This window comes from Stenotrophomonas sp. 107298_Sma, assembly GCF_056480345.1.
Genome location: NZ_CM151094.1, coordinates 2,761,390 through 2,780,245, shown reverse-complemented (window position 1 = coordinate 2,780,245; position 18,856 = coordinate 2,761,390). Strand labels below are relative to the sequence as shown.

At 67.6% G+C, this 18,856-nt stretch carries 13 protein-coding genes; 7 read left to right on the top strand and 6 right to left on the bottom strand.

Annotation, left to right across the window (positions count from 1 at the left end):
• The first annotated feature begins 103 nt into the window (after positions 1 to 103).
• The 3 genes from ACZK2G_RS13055 to ACZK2G_RS13045 all read left to right on the top strand — a co-directional run bounded on the left by ACZK2G_RS13055 (position 104) and on the right by ACZK2G_RS13045 (position 6,823).
• Positions 104 to 5,515 carry an ESPR-type extended signal peptide-containing protein gene (locus tag ACZK2G_RS13055; RefSeq protein WP_478473547.1) on the top strand — a complete coding sequence of 1,804 codons (5,412 nt, stop codon included), beginning with the start codon at positions 104 to 106 and terminating at the stop codon, positions 5,513 to 5,515.
• A 61-nt stretch (positions 5,516 to 5,576) separates the two neighbouring features.
• Positions 5,577 to 6,413, top strand: coding sequence for an OmpA family protein (locus ACZK2G_RS13050; RefSeq protein ID WP_295379864.1), 837 nt, complete (start codon positions 5,577 to 5,579; stop codon positions 6,411 to 6,413).
• 146 nt (positions 6,414 to 6,559) lie between these two features.
• Complete coding sequence (locus ACZK2G_RS13045) at positions 6,560 to 6,823, top strand: DUF6959 family protein (RefSeq protein ID WP_248298412.1); 264 nt, start codon at positions 6,560 to 6,562, stop codon at positions 6,821 to 6,823.
• 81 nt (positions 6,824 to 6,904) lie between these two features.
• On the opposite strand, the gene ACZK2G_RS13040 is transcribed toward ACZK2G_RS13045, so the two are convergent.
• Positions 6,905 to 7,732, bottom strand: a complete 828-nt coding sequence (locus tag ACZK2G_RS13040; RefSeq protein ID WP_478473545.1) for a class I SAM-dependent methyltransferase — start codon at positions 7,730 to 7,732, stop codon at positions 6,905 to 6,907.
• Positions 7,733 to 7,795: 63 nt separating this feature from the next.
• Between ACZK2G_RS13040 and ACZK2G_RS13035 the strand changes: the two genes are divergently transcribed.
• Positions 7,796 to 8,203, top strand: coding sequence for a MerR family transcriptional regulator (locus ACZK2G_RS13035; RefSeq protein ID WP_478473543.1), 408 nt, complete (start codon positions 7,796 to 7,798; stop codon positions 8,201 to 8,203).
• 15 nt (positions 8,204 to 8,218) lie between these two features.
• Here ACZK2G_RS13035 and ACZK2G_RS13030 read toward each other — a convergent pair whose 3' ends face one another.
• From ACZK2G_RS13030 to ACZK2G_RS13020, 3 genes are all read right to left on the bottom strand, one after another.
• The gene (locus tag ACZK2G_RS13030; RefSeq protein WP_046986984.1) at positions 8,219 to 8,935 is read right to left on the bottom strand and encodes an MgtC/SapB family protein; all 717 of its coding nucleotides are present in this window, start codon (positions 8,933 to 8,935) and stop codon (positions 8,219 to 8,221) included.
• A gap of 102 nt (positions 8,936 to 9,037) precedes the next feature.
• Entirely contained in the window at positions 9,038 to 10,810 is a 1,773-nt protein-coding gene (locus ACZK2G_RS13025) for a chloride channel protein (protein WP_253079516.1), read from the bottom strand.
• Positions 10,811 to 10,872: 62 nt separating this feature from the next.
• Positions 10,873 to 12,954, bottom strand: coding sequence for a TonB-dependent receptor family protein (locus tag ACZK2G_RS13020; protein ID WP_478473541.1), 2,082 nt, complete (start codon positions 12,952 to 12,954; stop codon positions 10,873 to 10,875).
• Positions 12,955 to 13,085: 131 nt separating this feature from the next.
• Between ACZK2G_RS13020 and ACZK2G_RS13015 the strand changes: the two genes are divergently transcribed.
• A complete protein-coding gene (locus ACZK2G_RS13015; protein ID WP_136638072.1) occupies positions 13,086 to 14,006 on the top strand; it encodes a M14 family metallopeptidase in 921 nt (306 codons plus the stop codon).
• A gap of 68 nt (positions 14,007 to 14,074) precedes the next feature.
• Here ACZK2G_RS13015 and ACZK2G_RS13010 read toward each other — a convergent pair whose 3' ends face one another.
• Complete coding sequence (locus tag ACZK2G_RS13010) at positions 14,075 to 14,926, bottom strand: LysR family transcriptional regulator (protein ID WP_136638071.1); 852 nt, start codon at positions 14,924 to 14,926, stop codon at positions 14,075 to 14,077.
• A 160-nt stretch (positions 14,927 to 15,086) separates the two neighbouring features.
• On the opposite strand from ACZK2G_RS13010, the gene ACZK2G_RS13005 reads away from it, so the two are divergent.
• Both ACZK2G_RS13005 and ACZK2G_RS13000 read left to right on the top strand, forming a co-directional pair.
• Positions 15,087 to 15,440, top strand: coding sequence for an SMR family transporter (locus ACZK2G_RS13005; protein WP_136638070.1), 354 nt, complete (start codon positions 15,087 to 15,089; stop codon positions 15,438 to 15,440).
• On the top strand, positions 15,440 to 15,763 hold the full coding sequence (locus ACZK2G_RS13000; RefSeq protein ID WP_136638069.1) for a DMT family transporter: 324 nt from the start codon (positions 15,440 to 15,442) through the stop codon (positions 15,761 to 15,763). The genes ACZK2G_RS13005 and ACZK2G_RS13000 overlap by 1 nt, the downstream gene beginning before the upstream one ends.
• A gap of 113 nt (positions 15,764 to 15,876) precedes the next feature.
• Here the strand turns inward: ACZK2G_RS13000 and ACZK2G_RS12995 are convergent, their stop codons facing one another.
• Complete coding sequence (locus ACZK2G_RS12995) at positions 15,877 to 18,825, bottom strand: TonB-dependent receptor (RefSeq protein WP_478473540.1); 2,949 nt, start codon at positions 18,823 to 18,825, stop codon at positions 15,877 to 15,879.
• Positions 18,826 to 18,856: the final 31 nt, after the last annotated feature.

Here is an 18,856-nt window from a genome sequence, read left to right as displayed (position 1 = left end):
GGAATGAAGTGCGCAGCCACCGTTGCAAGCGCTGAAATGTCAGTCACCTGCCTAACGGCAAGTCCACTGACATTCCAGTTGTTCGCCTACGGGGGAAATGCTCATGAACCGCATCTACCGGCGTGTATGGAACCGCCAGCTCAATGCTCTGGTTGTGGCCTCGGAACTGGCCACCGGCGATAGCGGCGGCGGTGCCGCGCGCGATCCGCGCAGTGTCCTGCTGACGCCCTCTGTGCTAGCGCTGGCGCTGCTGTGTGCGCTGGCCAGCGGCCACGCAGGAGCATCAGAAACCAATCAATCGCTGCGCGACCTGCAGGCATTGGCCGCGAAGTATGCGCAGCCGATGCCGGTGAAGGTCGATGCCGAAGTGGCATTGGCCGCCGCCTCGCGCCAGGCGCAGAGCAGCCCTGCGATCAGCGCCGATGCACGTGTCGGCCTGCAGCTGAGCACTGCCTCGCTGCCGGTGGTGCGCGATGTGTTGCCGGCCAGCGTGCAGGTGAATCTGGCGGCGAACACCACGCCGAAGCAGGTTGCTGTTCCGGCGCTGGCTGCCGATGTCCGCGCCAATATCGGGCTGGGTCATGCAACCTCCAATGCAGCGAAGGTTGATGCATCGCTGGCGGCACAGGTTGCGCCGTCCGCGCATGCGCCGCTCGGCGTGGCTGCGGATGCGCGGGCGAAAGCCAACGTTGGCGTCGCCGGTGCGCAGGTGGCCTCGATCGATACCGGCGCCACGGCGGCGGCCGGCATCAGCAGTACCTCGGCGGGTTCGTTGCCTGGGCTGAAGACCTCGGTCGATGGCAAGGTCGATTCGCAGCTGAAGCTGGCTGGGCACCAGATCAATGGCCAAGGCCAGGTCAAAGCGACGGCAGCGGTCACGCTGCCGGCCAAGGAAGAGCTGCCGGGCGAAACCCATGACCGTGCGATTACTGCAGCCTTTGATACAGGCGTCGCCGGCAACGTGCGCCTGCAGGCGCCGGATGGGCAGGAAGTGGTGGCCGACCGCAATCTGAAGCTGGCCGGCCAGGCAACGGTCGCGGCACAGAACAGTGCGCTGGGTGTGGGTGGCCTGGTGGGCGGCGTGGTCGGCTCCGCGGGTAGTGCGGTGGGCGGCGCGCTCAACGGTGTGGTCGGCACGGCCGGCAGCGCGGTGGCGGGGGCACTTAACGGCACCGTCGGCACCGTTGGTGGCGTGGTTGGCGGCGCACTGAATGGCACCGTCGGCAACGTCGGCGGTGCAGTTGGCGGTGCGCTCAACGGCACCGTTGGTACAGTTGGCAGCGCGGTGGGCGGCACGCTCAACGGCGCGGTCGGTACCGTCGGTGCAGTCGGTAGTGCCGTGGGTGGCGCACTGAACGACACCGTTGGCGCGGTGGGCGGCACGCTCAACGGCGCGGTCGGCACCGTCGGTGCAGTCGGTGGTGCCGTGGGCGGTGCACTGAACGGCACCGTTGGCACGGTCGGCAGCGCGGTGGGCGGCACGCTCAACGGCGCGGTCGGTACCGTCGGCGCAGTCGGTGGTGCCGTAGGCGGTGCGCTCAACGGCACCGTTGGCACTGTTGGCAGCGCGGTGGGTGGCACGCTCAACGGAGCGGTCGGTACCGTCGGCGCAGTCGGTAGTGCCGTGGGTGGCGCACTGAACGGCACGGTTGGCTCCGTTGGTGGAGCAGTCGGCGGTGCGCTCAACGGCACTGTTGGTTCTGTCGGCAGTACGGTGGGCGGCACGCTCAACGGTGCCGTCGGCGCAGTTGGTGGAACCGTCAACGGCGCCGCTGGCGCGGTGGGTGCGGTGGGCGGCGCAGTGGGCGGTACGCTCAACAACACGGTTGGCGCGGTGGGCAGTACCGTTGGCGGTGTGCTCAACGGCGCGACCGGCGGCAGCACCGGTGGCCTCGGCGGCCTGCTGGGCAACACGTTGGGCAACGTCGGCGGTGCCGTGGGCAACCTGCTCAACGGCAACCTCAATGGCACCATCGGCAATCTCGGCAGTGCCGTGGGTGGCCTGGTCGGTGGCACGCTGAGCGGCCTCGGCCTGACCAAGCCCTCGGCGATTCCGCCGACCAGTCCGAAGGCGCCGGCACCGGCCGACCCGAATGCGGGTTTGATCATCGGCACCGGCGGCCTGGTTGGCAACGTCGGCCAGCTGATCGGCCCGACCACCACCAGCCTGTTCGGTGGCAACGGCTACCTGAGCAACGGCAACCTCAAGCTCAGCAACGCCAACGTGATGCAGACCTACTCGACGGTCAACGTGCTCGGCCTGCCGTTGGTCAACCTGTCGCCGGTCGGCAGCACCCTCAATGGCCTGGGTGGCGCCGTTACCGGCGGCAGCTCGCACCTGACCCTGATTGGTGGCGTCACCTCCGACAGCTACATCTACAACATCAACAACGGCAACCCCGGCGGCCTGCTTGGCCTGCTGCTGCCGAAGGATTCGCCGGCGTGGGCGGCCAAGTGCCTGGATATCGCCCTGGCCGACATCTCGTGCTGGGCAGTCAATGCGGCGCAGGACTACCAGGTGCTGATGGGCGACGGCGCCTTCGCCAACGGCTCGAAGGAGGTGGTGATCGGCGCCAATGCCCGCCACGAGCTGCCGAAGGTCGATGCCAACGTGGCCTTCCCGGGTGCCGGCACCAATGATCCGAGCAACCCGACCGGTGTGCCGACCGCTGACTACGCGGCACGCATGGGTCATTCGGTGATCGTCGGCGACAGTGCGGTGGGCACGGCCAACGGGCAGACCCTGCTCGGTGCCGAGGCCACCTCGAACCAGGCGAACTCGGTCGCACTGGGCTACCGCTCGGCCGCGCTGCGCGGCGCCCAGGCCAGCTACAGCGCGTACGGGCTCACCGCTCCGCAGGTTTCGGCCGGTGAAGTGTCGGTGGGCACCGCCGGTGGCGGCGAACGGCAGATCACCAACGTCGCCGCCGGTAGCGTCAACACTGATGCGGTCAACGTGGCGCAGTTGAAGGGCGCGATCAGCCTGATCGATGATGTGGCGGCCGCTGCGGTGACCTACGACCTGGACGGTGCCGGCAATCCGAACTATCGCCGGGTCACGCTCGGTGCCGGCACCGGCACCACCACCATCGGCAACCTGGCCGCTGGTGCGGTCACTGCCGGCAGCCTGGAAGCGGTCAATGGCGGCCAGCTTGCGGCGACCAACGCCGCCATCGCCGGCTTCTTCGGTGGTCGCGCGGCCTTCGATCCGGCCAGTGGTGCCTTCACTGCACCACTGTTCGAGATCAGCACCATCTCCACCGGCGGCGCCATTGCCAAGGGCTTGTATGAGAACGCCACCGATGCATTCGCCGCGGTGGACGGCTCGCTGGTCAACCTCAACACGCAGATCACCGACATCCGCAACGGCGGCACCAAGTACCTGCGGGTGAACTCGACCGGCACCGAAGCCCTGGCCAGCGGCACCGACTCGATCGCCGTCGGCACCAATGCCCGCGCCACCGCCGCCAACAGCATCGCGGTGGGCGCCGGCAGCCTGGCCGACCGTGCCAACTCGGTGTCGATCGGCGCGGCCGGAGCCGAGCGCCAGGTCACCAACCTGGCCGCGGGTACAGCCGCCACCGATGCGGTGAACGTCGGCCAGCTGCAGGCATCGGAGCAGGGAGCCCTGCGCTATGACCTCAACGGCGACGGCAGCGTCAACTATGCCAGCGCCACGCTGGGCCAGGCCGGCACCGCCACCACGCTGCGCAACCTCGGGCCGGGCCAGGTCAGTGCCACCAGCAGCGAGGCCATCAACGGTGCCCAGCTGTTCGCTGCCAACCAGGCCGTGGCTACCCACCTCGGTGGTGGCGCAGCGGTCAACGCCAGCGGTGTGCTGACTGCACCGACCTACTCGATCAACAACGTCGCCGCCAACGGCACCGTGACCAAGGGCAGCTACAACGACGTCGGCACCGCCTTCGACGCGGTCAGCAACTCGCTGGCCAATGTTGCCGACCAGACCGATGAGATCGACAAGCTTGCCGTGAAGTACGACGTCGATGGCAGTGGCAACGTGCTCAACAGCGTGACGCTGACGGGTACCGGCACCGGCGCGGTAAAGATCACCAACGTCGCCGCCGGTAGCATCCTGGCCGGCAGCAGTGATGCCATCACCGGCGACCAGCTGTTCAGCACGAACAGCACCGTCGCCAACTACTTCGGTGGCACCACCGCCTACAACGGCACCACCAACGTGTGGACCGCGCCGAAGTTCAGCATCTCCAGCATCGCCACCGACGGGACCTTCACCAGCGGCGACTACAACAATGTCACCGCCGCATTCACCGCAGTGGACGGCTCGCTGAAGGTCCTCAACCAGCGCATCACCAACGGCGGCGGCAGCGCCTACCTTGCGGTGAACTCGACCGCAGCGGCCGCTACGGCAGCAGGTGCGGAAGCGGTGGCAGTCGGCCCGCAGGCCAGTGCAGCGGGCGCCAACAGCGTAGCGGTCGGCAACGGTGCCAGCGCCAGTGCCGGCAACAGTGTCGCCCTGGGTGCCGGCTCGGTGGCCAGCGTCGGTGCACAGAGTGGCTACACCGGTGCGTACGGGCAGGCCGGTGCCAGCAACTCGGCCGGTGAGGTCTCGGTCGGCAGCACCGGCAGCGAGCGCAAGATCACCCATGTCGCCGACGGTTCCGATACGTACGACGCAACCAACGTCGGCCAGCTGAAGAACGGCGTGAACTACGCCATCGACGAGTCGAAGAAGTACACCGACCAGAAGATCCAGAACATCACCAACGTGGCCGGCAGCTTCCGCGCCAACAACACCAACAACCTGGCCGATCCTTCCGCCAGCGGAGCCAATTCCGCAGCGGGTGGTGCAGGCTCGACCGCAGCCGGTGCCAACTCCACCGCGCTCGGCAATGGTTCGCAGGCACAGGCCGACAACTCGGTGGCACTGGGTGCGGGTTCGGTGGCGAACCGGGCCAACACCGTTTCGGTGGGGGCCAGCGGTGCCGAACGCCAGGTGGTCAACGTGGCCGATGGCTCGCAGGCCACCGATGCGGTCAACGTGCGTCAGCTCCAGGCCTCGCAGCAGGGTACGATCCGCTACGACACCACGGTGAACGGCGCGACCAACTACAACAGCGTCACGCTGGGCAACACCAACAGCGGGCCGACCACGGTGCGCAACGTCGCCGCCGGCACCGCCGGTACCGACGCAGTCAATGTCGACCAGCTGAAGTCGGGCATGGCGCAGACCCTGGACTGGTCGAAGGCCTACACCGACGAGCGCATGGGCGGCTTCGAGCGTGACCTGCGCAAGACCGACAACCGCGCCTCGGCCGGTATTGCCTCGGCGATGGCCACCGCAGCACTGCCGCAGCCCAGTGAGGCGGGTCGCAGCATGGCCTCGGTCGCGGCCGGCAGCTACAACGGCGAATCCGGTGTTGCGGTCGGTATCTCCGGTGTTTCGGAAGGTGGCCGCTGGATCTACAAGTTCAGCGGTTCGACCAACAGCCGTGGCGAGGCCGGTGTGGCCGTCGGTGCCGGCATCCAGTGGTGATCCCCGCCGCCGGGCCGCAACCGCGGCCCGGCATCGCGGAAACGTCCATAGGGGGAATGACATGAAACAGCATCGCATCGCCTGCGCCGGCCAGCTGGCCGCCGCGCTGGGCCTGATCCTGGGGATGGGCCTGCTGGCCGCCTGCCGCAGCCATGCGCCGGCCGCCGAGGGTCCTGCCGAAGCCACCGCCGTGCACTTCCCGGAGGCCTCGAAGGCCTCGCTGAAGGAAGGGATCTATCCCGACGTCGCCGACCTGCGCCGTTTCGCACCGGGCATGAGCAAGCGCCAGTTGTACACGTTGCTGGGTACGCCGCACTTCAACGAAGGCATGTGGGGCGTGCGCGAGTGGAACTACCTGTTCAACTTCCGCACTGCGCAGGGTGCGGAGTACTTCACCTGCCAGTTCCAGGTGCGATTCGACAACAAGGGCATCGCCCAGGGCGGCTACTGGAAGCCTGAATCGTGTGCGGCGGTGCTGGAGCCGCCGCGGCCGCCGGCCCCGCCCGTACCGGCGCCGTTGCCGGAGCAGCCGCTGCGCCTGTCCGCCGACGCGCTGTTCGGTTTCGACAGCGCGGTGCTCAGCGCCGAGGGGCAGCAAGCAGTGCAGGGCGTGCTGGCACAGGTGCGCGAAGCCAGCCAGGTGCAGTCGATCCGGGTGACCGGCTACACCGATCGCATTGGCAGTGCCAGCTACAACCAGAACCTGTCGCAGCGACGTGCCGAAGCGGTACGCATGGCGCTTGTGCAGGGTGGAGTGCCGGCTACCAGCATCAGTGCCGAAGGACGTGGCGCGGCGGAGCCGGTCGTGCAGTGCGACCAGCGCAATCGTCGCGAGCTGATCGCGTGCCTGGCCCCGAACCGCCGCGTGCAGATCGCGGGCGTGGCACAGCCACGCTGAGAATCCTGCGCCGGGGCAGGGCCCCGGCATCCCGAGTCCCCCTGACCGCCGGCAGGACGTGGCCACGTCTCCCCCGTTGTCCCCGCCTGCCGGCGGCTCAGGTTTGCATACGGTGCACGATGAACGCCCAATTCCTGCCTCTTTCCATGAAGACGGAAACCACACTCAGTGTGTATGGCCAGCTCGGCAACCATGCCGTGGTGCGCATTCCCGGGCGTCGCCTGCCGGGGTTGATCCTGCAGGCCGATACCGTGGCCGGCTTCCTCGCCCAGCTGCAGGAAGCCCAGGCCTGCCTGCGCAGTGGCCGCGCCCAACGCACCGACGCCGAGCTGGACATGCTCATCGACGTTCTGCAGCAGTGGTATTCCTTGATCGAATCACGCCTGGCCGACGCCGGCGAGGCGCTGTAGAAGGAAAAGGGGACGGAGGGGATTAAGTCGTTTCCGGCACCGCAGGGGCAAGAACGACTTAATACCCTCCGTCCCCTATCTCTAGGCGCGGGCGCGGACCAGCCAGCAGGCGGCATCCACGCGTACCCGGTCGCCTTCGATGAAGGGCGCGAACGCGGCCAGCGCCTTGCTTCGAAGTGCGTCGGCGCGGTCTTCCGGCATCGCACGCAGGGCCAGTCCCAGCGGGCCAAGTTGGCCGACATAGGTCGGCAGCTCGTCGCGGGCGATCGAACAGGGCAGGTCGACCGCAACCACTTCGACGTCCTTCCAGCCGGCCGCCTGCAGAAGCCGCTGTACCCGGTCACCATCGGCAAAGGCGAACTGGCCCGGCGAGCCAGGCGCACGGGGTGGCAGCTCGAGTTCATCACCAATGGCGCGTTCGGCCGTGGTCATGAACGGGTTCTCGTCGGCACTGCGCCAGGCGATGAAACGCAGGCCCGCGCCTGGCGTTGCGGCACGATGAAGGTTGGCGAAGGCGGCCTGGCTGTCCTCGAAGAACATCACGCCCAGGCGTGACTGGATCCAGTCGAAGTGCGCGGAGGGCAGCGGATGCTGCTGCGCGTCGGCGACGATGAAGTCCGCGTCCAATCCCGCTGTTTCAGCGCGCTGCCGGGCCAGAGCCAACATCGGCGCGGAGATGTCCAGGCCGGTGCTGTGCGCGGCAGGGCGAGCCGCTGCGGCGGCCAGCAGGCTGGCGCCGGTGCAACAGCCGATATCGAGCAGTTGCGTGACGGTTTCCGGAAGTTCGGCCACCAGCAGGTCGGCCATCGGCTGGAACAGGCCATCGAGGATGGCCTGCTGGGCGACCCAGATCTGGCCACCGGGGCCATTCCAGAGCGCATTCTGATCAACGGGGGATGTGCTGGCCATGGCCTTGTCCTGCCGGGAAGTTGCCCATAGGTTGACGCTTGAAGGCGACTTGAGGTCAAGCCCATGCGTGAACTGGATATCGGCGAAGTGGTCAAGCGCAGTGGCGTGCCGGCCTCGACCCTGCGTTACTACGAACAGCTCGGGCTGTTGCAGTCGCTGGGCCGCCGTGGCCTGCGCCGGCAGTACGACGAGCAGGTGCTGGAACGGCTGGCGCTGATCGGTCTCGGTCAGGCGGCCGGGCTGTCACTGCAGCAGATCGGGGTGTCGCTGCCACCTCAACGCGGATGCATCACGCTGGATCGTGAGGCCCTGCTGGCGCAGGCTGACGTGCTGCAGCGGCAGATCAGCCAGCTGCAGCGGATACGCCGTCACCTGCAACGCGCTGCGGCCTGCCCGGAAGCGCAGGATGCACGCCAGTGCGGTTCATTCCGCAAGTTGTTGCGGGCCCAGCAGCGCGTGGCGGGTGGGTGAACCCGCGCAGCCCCCTCAATCGCGGGTACTGACTTCCCAGGTGGCATGCAGCACGCCCGGTACCTGTTCCATCCGTGCCAGCACCACGTCCAGCTCATCGGCACTCACGGCGGTACTGACCAGCACCGCGATCACATCGGTGGGCGCATCGGCATGCTCGACCACCTGCACATCACCGACCGGATACTGCGCAGCTTCCAGCGCATCGACCAGGCGCTCGCGCACGCGCGGCACGGCTTCTGCATCCACGCTCAGGCGCACCTCATAGGTGGCCTCGGTGGCGGTCTCGTTGATCGGGATGCGGTTGATCGCATTGACCAGCGGCCGCAACAGGGTATTGCCGGCGATGATCAGCACGGTCAGCAGGACGCCCTCGGCCAACATGTCCGCACCGGTGCAGCTGCCGACCGCCGCCGAGCACCACAACGTGGCAGCGGTGTTCAGCCCGCGCACGTTCATGCCTTCCTTCATGATCACGCCGGCACCGAGGAAGCCGACCCCGGAGACCACGTAGGAGATCACCCGCACCGCCTCGGCACTGCCGGCGATGCGCATGCCCAGGTCGACGAAGGCGGCGGCGCCGACTGCCACCAGCACGTTGGTGCGCAGGCCGGCGGTGCGTTGCCGGTACTGGCGCTCGGCGCCGATCAGCGTGCCGAGCACGAAGGCGGCCAGCAGGCTGACCACGGTGTCGGCGAAGGGACCGGCCTGGAAGGTTTCAATGAAGCGCATGGCCGCAGTCTACCCCGCCGAAGTGACAGTCTTTCCACGCCAACGCGTGGATATCCAGATGTGCCAGAAACGACTTGATCCCCTCCGTCCCTTTTTTGAAGATCAGTCGGTGTCCTCGACCCGCTCGCCCATCAGTTCGCGCTGGCGCTTGTCCAGTTCCTCGGCGTAGCGCTTGCGCACGAAGGCTTCGGAGACCACGCCCTGCACCTGGCCGTCGGTGCCGACCACGGCCAGTTCGTCGGCCTGGGTGTGGTCGAAGCGCTGCATCACGGTCACCACGTCCGCGCTCGGCAGCAGTGACACGTCGCGGTTCTCGGCCAGTTCGCCAATGGCGGTTTCCGGCTTCACGCCGTCGCCGTACACGCGCGGAATCTGCACGATGCCGGCGTAGTGGCCTTCGCTGTCGATCAGGATCACCCGGCTGCCCGAGCCCAGCGGGAAGCGCTGGCGGAAGGCGGCGGCGTCGAGGTCGGCCGGCGCGGTGGCCACGCCCTTGCGCATCAGCCGGCCGGCGTTGAGGTTCTGCACCCAGCCCACGTCGCGCGCGCTTTTGATGGTCTCGCCGCGCAGGTGCATGCGCCAGGTCGAGAACGAATATCCGAACCACTGCCGCACCAGCGTGCTGGAGACCAGCACCGCGCTCATCACCACGCTGGTCAGCAGGAAGTCGTGGGTGCCTTCCAGCACCAGCATGGCCATGGTCATCGGTGCGCCGACCACCGCAGCGGCCAGTGCGGCCATGCCGGCCAGCGCGGCCGAGGTGGCGTCGATCACCGGCACGCCGGTGGCCATGGCGAGCAGGCCGGCGAACAGGGCGCCGACCAGGGTGCCCATGAACAGCGAGGCGAAGAACAGGCCGCCGCGGAAGCCGAACCCGAGCGAGATGCCCGAGGCAAGGCACTTCAGCGTCAGCAGGCCGCCGATCCAGATCAGTGGCAGGTGCGTGGTCAGGTCCAGATGCAGTGCGCCATGGCCGGACGACAGCACCTGTGGGCTGGCCAGCGCCAGCGGGATCAGCAGCAGGCCACCGACCACCGGCCGGCCCCACAGCGGCAACGGACTGCGCTTGACCGTGCCTTCGATCGAAGCGATCAGCCGCATCACCGCGATGCCGACCATCGCGCAGCAGCACCCCAGCAGGCCATAGATGGCGTAGTCGGCGGCGCGCACATCAATGGTCGAGGCGGCGGGCAGCAGATAGGCCTCGATGCCGGCCTGGTCGGCGACGAATGCGCCAGCCAATGCAGCGACCGCCACTGGGGCCAGCGCGGCCGGGGTGTAGGCGCCGATGACGATCTCGAAGGCATAGAACGCGCCGGCCAGCGGCGCACCAAAGGCGGCGGCGATGGCACCGGCGGCACCGGCCCCGACCAGGATGCGCACATCGTTGCGGCGCAGGCGCATCACCCGCCCCAGCTGCGAGCCGCTGCCAGCGCCCATCTGCGTGTACGACGCTTCCAGTCCGACCGAGGCACCGCAGCCGTTGGACAGCAGAGTCTGGGTCAGCACGATCAGGTTGTCGCGCATCGACATGCGTCCGCCATGCAGGGCGTTGGCTTCCACCGCATCAAGCAGAGGCCGCTTGAGCCGGGTCGCGGCCAGGCTGACCAGCCCCACCAGCAGGCCACCCAGCGGCAGTACCAGCAGCGCAGTCCAGGTCAGCGAGGGCAGGGAGCTCAGGCGCATGCCTTCGTCCAGCCCGTACAGGGTGCCCTGCAGCCAGCGCGCGATGCCGGACTGCAGCAGGGTCAGGTAGCCGGCGATCAGGCCGACCAGCAGGGCCAGCGCGATGAACCACAGGTCGCTGCCGCGCAGCCGCAGGCGCAGGCCCTGGAAGGCCAGATGCAGGCGCGATGGCAAAGCAGACGGTGACATGGTGGCGGCATGATACGCCGCCACCGTGATCGCCACCGTCACTGCATCGGGCGGTTACCCGCTCAGAAGCGGTAGCGGCCCTGCACGTAGAACGTGCGCGGCGCGGCCACCATGCGACCGGCGTTGCCATCGACGTTGCGGGTATACCAGCGCTTGTCGGCCAGGTTGTTCACGCCCAGCGCGATCTCGCTGTCACCCAGTCCCGGCACCTGCCAGGCCACCTGCGCGTTCCACAGGCGCACGCCCGGCACGCGGCCCACGCGCGCATCGGCGCTCTCGGCCCAGGTGTTGGCGGCGTCGGAGAACTGGCCGCTCTGGTGGGTGCTGGAGACATTGAAGGTCCAGCCGGTCAGTGCGTAACGGGCGCCGACGCTGTCGGTGTCGCGCGAGTAGAACGGCACGTCCAGGCCGCGGTTGTCACCGGACTGCTGGATCGCCTTGGTCCAGGTGTAGTTGGCATACAGCTCCAGCCCGGCCAGAGCGCTGTCCTCGGCGAAGCGGTACTCCAGCGCGCTCTCCACGCCCTTGTGGTCGGTGGCGCCGATGTTCTGGAACGTCGGCGGGGTGATCCCCGGTACCTGCAGGATCTGGTTGTCGAAGCGCATCTTGAACACGGTCACTTCCGCGCGCAGCGCACCGTCCTGCCAGCGCGCACCGAGTTCGGTGGTCCTGGCGATTTCCGGGTTCAGCGGGTTGCTGGCGGTCTGCGAATTGAGCTGGATGTTCTGCACCGGCCCGAACGAGGTGGTGTAGTTGCCGAACACGGTCAGCTGCGGGGTCAGCAGGTAGGCGATGTTGAGCGAAGGCAGGGCCTTGTCGTTGCGGCTGCTGAAGGTCGCCGCACCCCCGGCCTGGCGGCGGTCCATGTCGATCCACTCCATGCGCACGCCCGGGGTGATCCGCCACTGGCCGATCGCGATGCGGTCGTCGATGTAGAAGGCATGTGCGTCGGTGGCGTTGTCGAAACGGTTGGTGGCGCTGGCCACGCCGGTACCGCGGGTGACGGTGTAGCTGCGGTCGTTGCCGCGCTCACGCAGGAAGCGGTAGCCGGCGGTGATGTCGTGCACGCTGGCGCCCCAGTGCAGGCGCTGGGTATAGCGCGGCTCGATGCCGAGCACACGGTAATCGCGCGGCTGCACGGTCAGCTGGGTATTGGCGGCGTTGATCAGCGAGCTGGCGCGGGTGCTTTCGTTGTAATAGGCCAACACCTCGAACTCGCTGTTGGCCGACAGCGTGTTGGTGTAGCCCAGGTCGATGCCGGTGCGGTGGCCTTTCCAGAAATCGGTGGGGCGCGTGTTCTGGAACGGGTCGGCTTCGTACTGGGTGCGGGTCAGGCCGCCCGGGGTGAGCGAGCGAACATCGTAGTAGGAGAGCTTGGCGCGCAGTTCCTGCTGTTCGTCGATGGCATAGGCGAACTTCAGCGCAAGGTCGTTGAAGCGGTCATCGCTGCCCTGGCGCCAGCCACGGCCGTCCTGGCCGGAGTACAGCAGGGCCGCGCCCAGGCCGTTGTCGCCGGTGCCGCCGAGGAAGGCGTTGTATTGGGTGCTGTCGCCGCCGCCGTGGTCGTAGGCGGTGTAGCGCATGCCGGCTTCGCCGTGCATGCCGGCTTCGGTGGGAATGGCGCGGGTGCTGAAGTTGATGATGCCGCCCACGTTCTGCGGCCCATAGCGCACCGCGCCGCCACCGCGCACCACGTCGATCGATTCGATGTTGGAAAGGCTGGTCGGTGCGAACGACAGCTGTGGCTGGCCATACGGCGCCACCGCCAGCGGCACACCATCGAGCAGTACGGTCGAGCGCGGCGAGTAGCGCCCGGTCAGGCCACGCACGCCGATGTTCAGCGACACCGAGCTGCCGGCAGTGCCGGAGTTGTCGGTGACCTGCACGCCCGGGATGCGGCGCATGGCATCGCCGATGCTGGCCGCGCCACTGGCCTCGATGCGCTGGCGGTCGACCACCGTGCGTGCGCCGGCAAAGCTCTTGACGCTGTCATGCAGGCCGGTGCCCAGCCAGCTGCCGGAGACCTGGATGCTGTCCAGCGTGGTGGCGCCGTCCTGGGCGAAGGCGTGGGTGGCCGGGAGCAGGCACAGGGCGAGGGCTGCGGCCAGGGGCAGGCGGGCCGGTTGCAGGGCGTGGATGGGCATCGGTGCGGGCTGTGGAAGGTCGTAAATGAGAATTATTGCTGATTCCATTCGCTATTGGAATGCGTCTGCAGTCCATGCCGAGGCCCCGGTGATAGAGTGTCTGATTGCTTCCTGACTCGCTGAGATCCGCCATGTCCCAAGCCGCTTTCTATCCCGTCGGAACCCCTGGCCAGCCGTGGGGAGCGGCGGAACGGGAGCTGTGGCGTGGCCGCCAGCAGCGCCTGCGTCGCTATGACGAGGAGGTGCTGCCGCGCATCGAGGCGCTGGCCTCGCGCTTTGACAAGGTGGCCTATGGCCAGCTCGACTACGCTGGCGAGACCTACACCCTGTTCGCCCTGCGCAGCCGCGACTGGAACCCGGCGCTGCCGGCTGCCCTGGTCACCGGTGGCGTGCACGGCTACGAGACCAGCGGTGTGATGGGCGCGCTGGAATTCCTCGAAAAGCACGCCGCCGACTACGCCGGCAAGGCCAACCTGCTGGTGGCGCCGTGCGTGAATCCGTGGGGCTTCGAGCGCATCAACCGCTGGAACTTCGATGCGATCGATCCGAACCGCAACTTCCGTGTCGACGGCCCGGCCCGCGAGTCGACCGCGTTGATCGAGCTGATCGCACCGATCAAGGGTCAGTTCGTGCTGCACATCGACCTGCACGAGACCACCGACAGCGACGAAAGCGAGTTCCGCCCGGCGCTGGCCGCGCGTGACGGCAAGCCGTTCGAGCCGGGCTTGATTCCCGATGGCTTCTACCTGGTGGACGACAGCGAGAACCCGCAGGCGGCCTTCCAGCAGGCGGTGATCGCTGCGGTGGAGAAGGTCACCCACATCGCGCCGGCCGACGATAAGGGCGAGATCATCGGTTCAGCGGTGGTGGCGCATGGCGTGATCGAGTACCCGCTGGTGAAGCTGGCGTTGTGTGCAGGCATCACTGGCGCGAAGTACACCACCACCACCGAGGTCTACCCGGACAGCCCGCGGGCGACCCCGCAGCAGTGCAATGACGCGCAGGTGGCAGCGGTGTGCTCGGCGCTGGATTACGCGCTCGCCCATCGTTGATCGCTAGTGCCGGCCGCTGGCCGGCAACCACGGGACACTGGGATTGCCGGCCAGCGGCCGGCACTACCTCACCCCAATGCGTCGGCCCACCATAGTGCGGCCGGTCCCGGCGGCGTATCACGGCGCCACAGCAGGTCGCTGTGGATGCGCCGTGGCCAGCCGGGCAGCACCAGTTCCACCAGCCGGCCACGGTCATAGCGCTGCACCAGCGCCCGCGGCAGCTCGGCCCAGCCGAGGCCGTCCTCGGCCATCTCCATCACCATCAGGTAGTCGGTGGCGGTCCAGGCCAGGCCGGTGACCACGCGGGATTGGTCGACTTCCGCGCTCAGGCGCACCTGTCTATGCCGCGCCAGTTGTGCGGCGGTGCGACGGCCGGCGCTGGCCAGTGGGTGCTCGCGCGCTACGTACACTGACACCTCGCTGTGGTGCGCCAACGGTCGGGCCACCAGCCCATCGGGATAGCGTTCCTGCCTGGGCAGCAGGCCCAGCCCGGCGCGACCACTGCCGACCAGATCCAGCACATCCTCGCCCTCGGCATCCAGCCATTCCAGCTCGATCTCCGGGAAGGCTTCGGCGAAGCGCTGCAGGATCCGCTGCTCGGGATCGAGCTGGTAGACATCGGAGAACACCACGGTCAGGCGCGGCTCGACCGGCGCGGCCAGGCGCACGCTCAACTGTTGCAGGCGGGCATCGGCAGCCAGGATTTCCTGCGCGTGCCCAAGTACCTGGCGCCCGGCCTCGGTCAGCTGCGGGTAGCGCCCGCTGCGATCGAACAGGCTCACGCCCAGATCGGCCTCCAGGTGGGCGATGGCGGTGCTGACCGTTGACTGGGTCTTGCGCAGGCGTCGCGCCGCTGCCGAGAACGAGCCCAGGGCTGCGGCTTCCACGAAAGCCTGCAGGGATTCAGGGGAGTAGGGCATTGATCCATCGCTCCTGTCGATGGGATCTATTTTGATACCACCGTAAAAAGCGATGATACTGGCTTCCATCGCCCCCGTCTGCGGGGCGTTCCGGACCCTCCACGCACGGCGTGGATCTATTGAAAAGGCGGCGCGGTCCCCGCCCGCCAAGGAGTTTCACATGTCCCGTACTGTTCCCGCCCGTGGCGCGCTGGTCGCCTGGGCCTGCCTGACCGTGGCGATCATCGCCGAAGTGGTCGGCACCTCGTTCATGGCCCATGCCGCCCGCGATGGCGGCTGGACCGGTTATCTGATCATGGCCGGCGCGCTGGCGCTGTCCTACTTCTTCCTCGCGCAATCGGTGCGCCGCATCGCCGTGGGCGTGGCCTACGCAGTGTGGGAAGGCCTCGGCCTGACCCTGCTGACCGTGGTCGGCCTCACCGTCTTCGGTGAAAGCCTGTCGCTGCAGCAGCTGGCCGGCCTGGTGCTGGCAGTGGTCGGCATCGTCTGCGTCACCCTCGGGGAGGCGCACTGATGAACACCCTGGCCCTGTTTTTCGTGATCTGTTCTGCGCTGATCGACGTCGCCGCCAACATGATGGTCGCCAAGTCGGAAGGTTTCCGTCGTTGGCGCTGGGGCGTCGGTGCGATCGTCCTCGTCTGGATCGCCTTCGCCCTGCTCGGCCAGGCGGTGCGCTACATGGACCTGGCCACCGCCTATGCAATGTGGGGAGCGATCGGCGTGATCGGTACCGCCACCTGCGGCCGCCTGTTGTTCGGCAACCGCCTGCGTCCAATCGGTTGGGTCGGCATCGCATTGGTCACCGTCGCGGTGCTGCTGCTGAGTACCGCGAAGTAACGCGAAGTAACGCGTCGCTGTGCCAACCCAGGTTGGTACCTGCCAGAACGTGAGCCGCCGCAAGCAAGCGCCCCGGGGAGGATAGCTCCGGGGCGTTGCTGTTTCTGTAGCAGTTAAAAACGTGCGGTGAAGTTCAGCCGCGTGGTGCGGCCCGGGCCCGGCATCAGGCTCATCGCCAGCGTGTCCATGTAGTAGGTGTTACGCAGGTTGCTGACCACCAGCTCCACTTCGCTGCGCGGGGTGAACTGCCAGCGCGCATAGAAGTCATAGATCGCGGTCGGCAGGTAGATGTTCTGCAGGCCGGTCGAACCGGTGGTGTTCCAGGGCTTGTCCAGTTCATGGGTGGGGCCGCTGTTGTAGGTGCGGCGGATGCCGGTATCCAGGCGGCGGTCGAACAGGCGGAAGCCCAGCGTGCTGTGGATCGAGTATTTCGGCGGATTCTGCGCGTTGACGAACGAGGTGCCGAAGCCGCCGTCCACGCAGTCCGGGGTGGCGTCCAGCTTGCTCCACTTCGCATACGGACCTTCGCGCAGGCGCTTGGCGGTAGCCGCATCGCAGGTGCGCGCGCGCTGGTAGTAGCTGGCCGACAGGTCCAGGTAGGCGATGCCGGCGTCATAGCCGGACTGCAGCTCGTAACCGGACACTGTGTAGTTGTCGACGTTGTCGACGTAGAAGGCCCAGTTGCTGGAATCGAAGCGGCGGGTGATGGCGTTGTCGATATCGTTCTTGAACCACGCCACCTTGAACGCCAGGCGGTCACCGTCGCGCCACAGGTCCTGCTTGAGCAGGCTGAAGCCGATGTCCCACGAGCGGTTCTTCTCCGGCTTCAGGTCGGCCACCGGTGCCGAGGTGCTGTTGCCCAGCGTCGACTCGAACAGGCTGGGCATCTTCCAGCCCTGCGCGTACTTCACGTAGAAGAACATGTCCTGGTCGAGGTTGAAGCGCGCCTCTGCATACGGCGCGAAGCCGTGGCCGGAACGGCGGATCGCCGGCTTGTAGCCCCAGGCGGTGGGAATCTGCTTGGTATAGAAACCGTTGGCGCCGCGCGGATCAGGAATGAATCCGTCGAAATCGTAGGCCTGGCCCAGCGTGCTGTCGCCATAGGGCGTGGCGCGCAGCGAGTCATAGGTGTAGTTGCCCTGGGCATCCGGGTACCACTCCTTGTACCAGCCCGGCAGCAGCTGGCCGCCCTTGCTCAGGCGCGCGAAGGTGTAGCGCAGGTCACGCGATTCGCTGACGAAGGCGACGCGGTTGCGGTCGCGGGTGCGGTAGTCGGTGAAGCGGCCGCCGGCAGTCAGCGACAGCCAGCCCCACGGGTGCCACTGCAGCGAGGCGACGACGCTGGCTTCGCGGCGCGTGCCCGAGCGCAGGTAGCGGTTGTTGTTGAAATCCACCGGCAGCACCGGCGAATTCGGCGCGGTGTCTTCATGCTGGAAGGCGGCGCCATAGCGCAGCGTCCAATCGCCCAGGCTGTTGCTGAAGCGAGTGGTGTTGCTGCTGTCCACGCCCCAACGCTGGGTCTTCACGTCCGACTGCAGGCCCGGGCCGTAGGTCTCGCCCAGCGTGTCGGGCATCTGGTCCGAGGGCACATCCTTGAACAGCGGCGTGTTGGCGATGTTGCTGTTGAACATGCGGCTGGTGGCGGTGGTGAGCCACAGCGTGCTGCTCAGGTCCAGCCACGGATGTGCCTCGGGCCGGTAGCGGTGGCGCAGCGAGGTGGCATTGACCCGCATTTTCCCCGGCTCGAACTGGAACATGGTGTTGGCCTTGTCCACGTAGGTCACCCATTCGTTGGACTCACCCACGCGTCCGATCGCCGACGGCATGATCTCGCCGAAACTCGAATTGAAGTAGCGGTGGCTCAGCTCCAGGCGCTGGTCGGGGTTGGGTGTCCAGGTGAATTTCAACAACGCCGATTCGTTGTCGGTATGCGTGTTGAGCACTTCATCGCCCGGATGGAAGAGCTTGGACACCGCCTGGCTGGACATGCCGGTGCCGCCGCTGGACAGGTGCTGGTTGTCATAGCGATGCGCACCGTTGCTGCCGGCGAAGAAGTTGCCTTGGCGGCGCCGCGCATAGGCCACGACCAGCTGCCAGTCTTCGCCGCGCTGGGCGAACGCCGCGCTGCCATTCCAGTCGCGCGGGTCGCGCAGGCTGTTGCGGTTGTCGCTGCCACGCGCGATCTGCTTGAAGTTGCGGGTGCGGTCGATGCTGTTGTCGGCCACGCCGCCGCGCACGCGCAGGCCCCAGGTCTGGCCATCATCGAGGATGTCATCGACGTTTAATGTTTCCATGTAGACCACCCCGCCGATCGCGCTGGCGGCGTTGGCGGCCAGGCTTGGCCCCTTCTCGATGCTGATCGCGCTGATCAGGTCCGGGTCGAGGTAGCTGCGCTGCTGCACGCCGGCGTAGCCGCGATAAACATCGATGGCCTGCTGGCCGCCGTCGATGATCACCGGCACCCGGTTCTGGCCTTGCAGGCCACGGATGTTGACGTCCAGCGCACCGCCGTTGCGAATGTCAGCGGTGTGCACGCCCACCGCACCGGCAAGCACGTCGCCGATCGACTGGCCGCGGAAGCGTTCCAGCTGCTGGCGGTCCAGATGCACGCGCGAGCCGCTGTCGCGGTAGACCGCATCGGCATCGGCGAGCCCCCACGGCGAAGCGCCTTCGCTGGCCTGGCCGGCCACGCGCAGGGTGCCGATCTGGCGTACGCCGGCTTCAGCGGCAGGCGCCGCCTGCAGCACCACGCCGCTGGCATCACGCTGGAAGGCCAGGCCGGTGCCGGCCAGCATCTGCGCCAATGCGGCGTCCGTGCCGAGCGTGGTCTGCACGCCTTTGCTGTGGCGGCCGCGGGTCAGGCGCGAATCGGCAGCGATGGACAGGCCCGACTGCTGGCCGAATGCGGTCAGGGCCTGGTCGAGCGGGCCAGCCGGGATCTGCCAGCGAATGGCGGCCGCAGTGTCCTGTGCATGGGCGGCGGCCGGCAGCAGGCACGGGGAGGCCAGGGCCAGGCACAGCGCGATGGTCAGGGGGCGAGGGGAGGGGCAGGGCAGTTTCATGGGGGCGGCAACATCCGCAATGGGTTCCCTT